The organism is Galbibacter sp., assembly GCF_048266365.1.
Classification (GTDB): domain Bacteria; phylum Bacteroidota; class Bacteroidia; order Flavobacteriales; family Flavobacteriaceae; genus Galbibacter.
Genome location: NZ_JBLWZP010000027.1, coordinates 1 through 7,837, shown reverse-complemented (window position 1 = coordinate 7,837; position 7,837 = coordinate 1). Strand labels below are relative to the sequence as shown.

Below are 7,837 nucleotides of genomic sequence, written 5' to 3'. Positions count from 1 at the left end.
TGTTATGCCACAACAACAGCAAAACAAAAAGCCGCAACCTGCAAAAGGCCCACAAGCCAAAAAACAGGATAACAAAAAGGCTTCGCCAACTGCTCCTAAGAAGAAGTAGTTCGCGATTGGTTAATGGAACCAAAGAAACCATCCCTCGAAAGACGGATGGTTTTTTCATTGTAGTAAATTTGTAGGGAAAATTTAATATCTCACTTAATTTTATATTTTTAGACGAATAACAAATTACAAACAAATGAAACAAATATTAGGAATAGGCTCTCGAATAGATCACCCCGAATACGGAAAAGGAGTGGTAACCAATGTAACGGCAAAAATGTACTGGGTAACTTTTATTGAAAACGGTCTTGAAACCATAGCCACCGACGACGATTTCGAAATTATTGAAGCCGCGGAAGACGAGGTGGACACGGTAAGTTTCTATGAAGTGGAAAAAAGCCTTCGCGATATTCTAAAAAAATGGAATGGCTTTAGCGAGATCGTGCCGATAGCCGATAAGTGGAAGGGAGGCAATATGGTACTGAAACCTGCCGATCCAAATTTGGCCTCAAAGGAAATACCCATCGATACTTTTTTTCATAAAATCGTAATGTTGAGAGATCGACTGCGGGTAATGGAACAAAAGATAAACGCCAGTAAAGAATTGGCCGAGCAGGACAAAATTGATCTTCAGCAGTATATAACCCGTTGTTATGGAAGTTTGACCACCTTTAATGTACTATTTAAAAGCAATTCCCAACAGTTTAAAGGTGAAGGCTCCGCGAAGTAGAAATATTGCCCAAGCTCTTATTTCTCTCCATTAATTTTTATCAATCAGATAAGAGAAAATTTACGAAAACCGCAATAAAAGTTTAACAGGACTTTAAGATTTTATGCTAATTTGTTAAAATAGCATAAATCCTTTTGGTTTTGCGTTAGTAGTGCAATTGTTGATAAAGTGTTTGAAAATAATTCATTTTTTTTTCAGACCCTTTTATTGAATGTGGGTTTTGAAGTAGCTTCCGAAAACATAAGGAAATCAAGGGTTTGTAGAAATTTATGTTAAAAATTAGGGTGAAAGACCGTTTTTAAAATAACTTTTTGATAAAATTTTCATAATCTACTTTCATTAAAAGTTGGAATTGTAAGATTTTATTGGCACTTTTGGGGTGCTAATTCAAACAAACAAAAAAATGAAAACAAAGTTTAGTGGAATTTTAACACTTTTGTTAGTGTTGATTGTGCAGCTCGCTTTTGCACAGGAAAAAACAATTTCCGGAACGGTGGCCGATGACACAGGCCTGCCACTTCCAGGAGTTAACATAATTATAAAGGGTACTAGTACTGGAACGCAGTCTGATTTTGATGGTAACTATACCATTGATGCTGCAGTAGGACAAACACTTGTTTATAGTTATGTAGGTTTTGATACCCAAGAGATTGCTGTTGGGGCATCAAATAAGATAGATGTTACTATGCAAGCTGGATCCGTTCTGGACGAAGTTGTAGTAACTGCACTAGGTATATCCCGTGAAAAACAATCACTGGGTTACTCTACGCAACAAGTAGCAGGAGAAGATTTGGCTACTGTAAAAACAAATAACTTTACGAACGGTCTTTCTGGTAAGGTTGCGGGTCTTCAAATTAGAAGAAACAACAACTTTGGTGGTTCTACTAACGTAGTTATTAGAGGTATTACTTCTTTAACAGGTGACAACCAAGCATTATTTGTTGTGGATGGAGTGCCGATTAGCAATAGAAATACCAACGATGCGAGTCAAAAGAACTCGTCTGGAGGTAACTATTATGATTATGGTAATGCTGCTGCAGATATTAATCCAGACGATATTGAGTCTGTGAACGTACTGAAAGGTGCAGCTGCATCTGCACTTTATGGTTCTCGCGCCGCAAGTGGTGTAATTATTATTACTACCAAAAAAGGTAAAAAATCTAAAGGGATGGGTGTTACTATTAACTCCAATGCACAAGTAGGGTTTATTGATAAAAGCACATTTGCTGAGTATCAGGATGGCTACGGAGCGGGTTATGGTGGACAAGCTTTTACTTCTGAGGATATTGATGGTGACGGCATTGATGATGTTGTTTCCAATTATCTTGATGACGCTTCTTATGGGCCTGCATTCGATGGACGATTAATCTATCAGTGGGATTCATTTGATCCTGCATCACCAAACTATCTAAAAAGAACACCTTGGGTGAACTCTCCAAATGGAGCAATTACATTTTTTGAAACTCCAGTTACTTTAACTAACTCTATATCTCTTTCCAATGGTTTTGAAAACGGTTCATACCGTATGTCATATACTAAGTTGGATCAATCAGGTTTATTGCCTAACAGTCAAATAGATAGACATAACTTCATTTTTAGCGGTACTTTTGATCTATCGGATAAGTTGACAGCTAGTGGTTTTGCAAATTATATTAAAACTAGTGCAATAGGGCGTAACTCAACTGGTTATAATGATAACGTAGTTGGTAACATGAAACAATGGTGGCAAACCAACGTTGATATTAAGGAACAGTGGAATATTTACAATAACACTAAGAGAAATATTGGATGGAACCCAGGTTCTTCTGCGCCAGGGACAACCCCAATATATTGGGATAACCCTTATTGGACTCGTTATGAGAACTATCAGAATGACGGTAGAAGTCGTTTCTTAGGTAATTTTGAGCTAAATTATAAGCTTGCTGATTGGGTAAATGTTACAGGTAGAGTTTCAACAGATACTTATAACGAGCAGCAGGAAGAGCGCAGAGCCGTTGGGTCTGTTCCAACTAGTTTTGGTGTAGCACCTCCAGGTGTAGCTCGTCCTAATGCAGGTTCTGGATATTTAAGACGTGATTTGACCGTTACTGAAACCAATTATGATTTAATGTTCAACTTTGATGCTGATATTTCTGAAAGTATTAATGTAGCAGGTATATTGGGAACAAACATTAGAAGAAATGAGTTTAACTCTATAGCAAATTCTACCGCTGGTGGATTGGTTGTTCCAGGACTTTATTCAATTCAAAACTCAAGAGATGATATTCCAAAATCTCAAGAAGTAGCACAGAAAGTTGGTGTAGATGGTGTTTACGCAAGTGCCTCTCTTGGTTTTGGAAATGTTGTTTATATTGATGGAACAATACGTAGAGATCATTTCTCAACACTTCCTGTAGATGATAGTTCATTCTATTATCCATCTGTTTCTACCAGTTTTGTATTTAGTAAATTAATTAACGTAAATGCTATTTCTTTTGGTAAGTTAAGAGTTAACTACGCTGAAGTAGGAAATGGACCAGAATTTGATAAATTGTTTAACACTTTTGATATTAATATAGATACTGGAACTTCTGTTCCTAGTACCGCTAATAATCCAAATTTGAAGCCTGAGCGTACTAAAAGTTATGAAGCAGGTCTTGAAATGAGATTTGTTAATAACAGAGTTGGTTTTGATTTTTCTTACTACAAGACAAACTCACTTGACCAAATTGTACAAGTGCCAATTTCTGAAGCAACTGGTCAATCTAGAAAATTGTTAAATGCTGGTGAAATCGAAAACAAAGGTTTTGAAATATCTTTGAACGCTACTCCGGTAAAAACTGATAACTTTAGCTGGATGCTAAACGGTAACTTTACCCAAAACAAGAGTGAGGTTATTGCGCTTCCAGAAGGAGTAGAAGTATTTCAGCTGGCTAGTTACCAAGGTGGTGTAAAAATTAATGCGGTACCTGGACAACCTTACGGTGTAATCTATGGAGCTGATTACGTTTATAACGATAATGGAGATAGAGTAGTTGGAGCCAATGGAAGATATTTAAAAACTGGACCTAATGAAAAAATTGGGGATACTAATCCAGATTGGTTAATGGGTATTACCAATACTATTAATTATAAATCGTGGTCATTTAGTTTCTTGATTGATGTTCAGCAAGGTGGCTCTGTGTTCTCCCTGGATCAATATTACGGTCAAGCAACAGGTTTATATCCTGAGTCTGCTTACATAAATGATTTAGGAAACCCTGTAAGAAATACTATTGAAAACGGAGGTGGTTTTATTAATCCTGGAGTTGTAAATACTGGAACAGACGAGAACCCAGTGTATGTTCCAAATACAACTAGAGTTGATGCTTCTGAGTTTGGTCAATTTGGTTATGCTGCTTATCCACAATCTGAATTTGTGTATGATGCTAGCTATGTTAAGTTACGTCAAGCTTCACTAAGCTATACTTTGCCTTCAAAATTCCTTGACAATACATTTATGACAGGCCTTCAGTTTACGGTAACTGGCTCAAACCTTTGGATCATTGATAAAAAGACACCTTATGCAGATCCAGAATCTGGATTGAGTTCAGGTAACTCTCAAGGATATATTACAGGTTCATTGCCAACTACCCAAGATTACGGGTTTAACATTAAAGCACAATTTTAATATAAAGAAAAATGAAGAAACTGATTTTAATATTAACAGCGGCAGTTTTCGCCGTCTCTTGTTCAGACAACCTAGAGGATCTGAATCAGAATATAAAAGACCCTACAGCAGTTAGTGGTGAGAGTTTATTCGCTTCTGCCCAAAAGCAGCTAGCTGATCAAATCACGACGCCAAACGTAAACTTTAACAATACTAGATTGTTTGTTCAGCATTGGCAGGAAACCACTTATCCTGATGAGAGTAACTATGATCAATCAACCCGTCCAATTCCAGATAATCACTGGAGAGAAATGTACAGAGATGTGTTGAGAGATCTTAAGGAAGCAAGCATAAACATTGCTGCTGCTGATAACGACATTACAAACCCATTAAAGCCTAATAAATTGGCCATTATAGAGGTAATGAATGTTTACGCTTGGAGCAATTTGGTTGAAACCTATGGAAATGTTCCTTATTCTGAAGCTTTGGATATTGATAACTTACTACCAAAGTATGATGATGCTATGACCATTTACAAAGATTTACTTGTACGCTTAACAGCTGCTATTAACTCTATGGATACCAGCAAAGGAAGTTTTTCTGGTGATGAAGAAAAAATCTATTCGGGTGATGTTGCTTCATGGAAGAAGTTTGCAAATACACTTAAATTAAGAATGGGTATTATCCTTGCCGATGCGGATGGTGCAGCTGGAAAAGCAGCAGTTGAATCTGCTTTTGCTTCTGGAGTATTTACAAGCAATGCAGACGATGCTGGATATGCATATACAGCTCCTCCAAACGGTAATCCTTTAAATAATAATTTAGTTTTGAGTAACCGTAATGATTACGTTGCCGGTAAAACTATTATTGATTTAATGAATACCTTAGAAGATCCACGTAGAGCTTCTTTTTTCACTGATGTTAACGGAGAATATATCGGAGGTGTAATTGGTGACCAAACTGTTTATTCTGATTATAGCCATGTAACTCCATCTATTTTAGGTGGCGATTACCCTGGTTGGTTCCTACAGTATGCTGAAACTGAATTTTTATTAGCTGAAGCAGCTGCAAGAGGATATAACGTTGGTGGTGATGCTGAAAGCCATTACATAGCTGGTATCACTGCTTCTTTTGATTTCTGGGGCGCAGATGGCCTTGCTGGTTATCTAGCTAATCCTGCTGTTGCTTATAACAGTGGAGCTTGGAGAGAATCTATTGGTACTCAAGCTTGGTTAGCAAACTATAACAGAACATTTGCTTCTTGGCTTTCTGTTAGACGTTTAGACTTTCCAGTTTTGGTTAAACCAATTGATGCCGAGTCTGGTTATCCTGTTCGCTACCCTTACCCTGTTAGCGAAATTAACCTAAACCCAACAAATTATGAAGAGGCTGCTGGTGCAATTGGCGGCGATGCAACAGAAACTAGACTTTTCTGGGATAAATTTGATAACACTTGGGGCTTTTAATTTAGAGCCACATAGAATTAATATTTAATAAAATCCCCGGCATTATGCCGGGGATTTTTTATTTCCTATCATTTGCATATTTTTAAAGAAATAAAGAAACTTCTAATGCGTTTTAAATACTATAAAAATTTCATTTAGCCCCATGCCAATTTTTCTTCAATCTGAAGCTTATGCCCCTTGGCTCGCTCCATATGCTTACGGAATAGTTTTGATGGGTATTGCTTTTTTTCTTTTTAGAGTATTTGAAAATTGGTTTGCTTCAAATTTTGACAGACCTCTTTTTAGGCATTATTTCGTTTATAGAAAACTGCCCCCTTCACAACTAAAAATACTCCAAAATGAATTTGTGTTTTATCGCATGCTTTCAGAAAAAAATAAAAAGCAATTTGTTCATAGAATGGCACAATTCCTATCAGAAAAAAAAATTATAGGAAGGGAAGAAGTTATAATCACTGAAAAAATGAAGGTTTTGGTTGCTGCAATTGCCTGTATGTTAAGTTTTGGGAGAAGAAATTACACTTACAATCTTGTTGATTTCATTTTGATTTATCCAGAGGAATTTTATAGCGCAATAAATGATGCCTACCACAAAGGGGAATTTAATCCACGAGAGAAAGTAATTGTGCTCTCATGGAAGGATTTTGAAAAAGGATATAAAATTGAAAATGATAATTTAAATATAGGAATCCACGAATTTACACATGCAATGCAATTAGAGGCAAAACAAGCCAGAGATTTGGATTCTGCCCGATTTTCAAAACATTTTCAAGCTATCTTAAAACAATTGATGCGACAGGATGTAAAAGATCAATTAGACAAAACAAGATATTTTAGGGAATATGCATTCGCCAATCAATACGAATTTATGGCTGTTTTAACAGAATATTTTTTTGAATCCCCTGAAGATTTTAAGAGAATATTCCCTAAAATATACGAACATACAAAAAAGTTGCTCAACTTTAATTTTGCAGATTATTGATTCTTTTTTGAAATGTCTTGAATAATAATTTTCGCGTGCACACGTGAATTTTCAATAAACCACTTGTGTGTTTCCAAACCGCCACAAATTACACCTGCCAAATAAAGTCCTTCCACGTTTGATTCCATAGTTTCAGTATTGTATTTTGGGAAGTAATTGCCGTCTTCAGAAAATTGAACCTCCAAACTTTTTAAAAATTTAAAGTCTGGTTTATATCCTGTGAGTGCAATCACAAAATTATTATCTAAAATCTTTGGGCCTTTTGGAGTCTGTATAAAAACTTCGTTTTTAGTAATTTTTATTATTTCAGAATTAAAATATGCTTTTATACTTCCTTCTTCAATTCTATTTTCAATATCTGGCTTTACCCAATATTTTACACGTTCTCCAATTTTAGGGCCTCTAACAACCATGGTTACGTCACCGCCTTTGCGCCAAACTTCCAATGCGGCATCAACTGCCGAATTACTTGCACCAACAACAATAACTTTTTGCATTACAAACGGATGTGCTTCTTTGTAGTAATGCATCACTTTTGGCAATTCTTCGCCCGGAATATTCAACATTTTTGGAATATCATAAAAACCCGTGCTTACAATTACTTTTTTTGTGGTGTAGTTATTTTTTTCTGAAATAATTTTGAAACACTCATTCACTTTTTCTACAGAAAGTATTGTTTCATATAAATTTATGTGAAGATTATTTGAAGTAGAGACGCGGCGATAATATTCCAAAGCCTCATTCCTATTGGGTTTTGGGTTATTGCTTATAAATGGAATATCACCAATCTCTAATTTTTCCGAAGTAGAAAAAAAAGTCATGTTTAGCGGATAATTGTAAAGGGAATTGGTTAGCGCACCCTTTTCTACCACAACATAATCCAGCCCCTTCTTTTTACATTCAAGGGCACAGGCTATGCCTATGGGCCCCGCACCAATAATTAGAACGTCCTTCGTTTTTTTGATAGGCATTCAAAATTTATTTTA

Annotated in this window: 5 protein-coding genes; 4 read left to right on the top strand and 1 reads right to left on the bottom strand. The window is 36.1% G+C overall.

Annotated features, from left to right (window positions below; translation table 11 throughout):
- Window positions 1–244 precede the first annotated feature (244 nt).
- From ACN0TV_RS16855 to ACN0TV_RS16840, 4 genes are all read left to right on the top strand, one after another.
- Entirely contained in the window at window positions 245–778 is a 534-nt protein-coding gene (locus ACN0TV_RS16855) for a hypothetical protein (protein ID WP_417364483.1), read from the top strand.
- Window positions 779–1,181: 403 nt separating this feature from the next.
- On the top strand, window positions 1,182–4,427 hold the full coding sequence (locus ACN0TV_RS16850) for a SusC/RagA family TonB-linked outer membrane protein (protein WP_410004449.1): 3,246 nt from the start codon (window positions 1,182–1,184) through the stop codon (window positions 4,425–4,427).
- An 11-nt stretch (window positions 4,428–4,438) separates the two neighbouring features.
- Window positions 4,439–5,872 carry a SusD/RagB family nutrient-binding outer membrane lipoprotein gene (locus tag ACN0TV_RS16845; protein WP_410004450.1) on the top strand — a complete coding sequence of 478 codons (1,434 nt, stop codon included), beginning with the start codon at window positions 4,439–4,441 and terminating at the stop codon, window positions 5,870–5,872.
- A gap of 211 nt (window positions 5,873–6,083) precedes the next feature.
- Window positions 6,084–6,851, top strand: coding sequence for a zinc-dependent peptidase (locus ACN0TV_RS16840; protein WP_417364480.1), 768 nt, complete (start codon window positions 6,084–6,086; stop codon window positions 6,849–6,851).
- Here ACN0TV_RS16840 and ACN0TV_RS16835 read toward each other — a convergent pair.
- A complete protein-coding gene (locus ACN0TV_RS16835) occupies window positions 6,845–7,822 on the bottom strand; it encodes a YpdA family putative bacillithiol disulfide reductase (RefSeq protein ID WP_417364478.1) in 978 nt (325 codons plus the stop codon). The genes ACN0TV_RS16840 and ACN0TV_RS16835 overlap by 7 nt on opposite strands.
- Window positions 7,823–7,837 lie beyond the last annotated feature (15 nt).

Excerpts from the sequence above, each read along its gene's own strand:
- ACN0TV_RS16835 (WP_417364478.1), bottom strand. The coding sequence starts at position 7,822 with ATGCCTATCAAAAAAACGAAGGACGTTCTAATTATTGGTGCGGGGCCC.
- ACN0TV_RS16855 (WP_417364483.1), top strand. The coding sequence starts at position 245 with ATGAAACAAATATTAGGAATAGGCTCTCGAATAGATCACCCCGAATAC.
- ACN0TV_RS16845 (WP_410004450.1), top strand. The coding sequence starts at position 4,439 with ATGAAGAAACTGATTTTAATATTAACAGCGGCAGTTTTCGCCGTCTCT.
- ACN0TV_RS16840 (WP_417364480.1), top strand. The coding sequence starts at position 6,084 with ATGGGTATTGCTTTTTTTCTTTTTAGAGTATTTGAAAATTGGTTTGCT.
- ACN0TV_RS16850 (WP_410004449.1), top strand. The coding sequence starts at position 1,182 with ATGAAAACAAAGTTTAGTGGAATTTTAACACTTTTGTTAGTGTTGATT.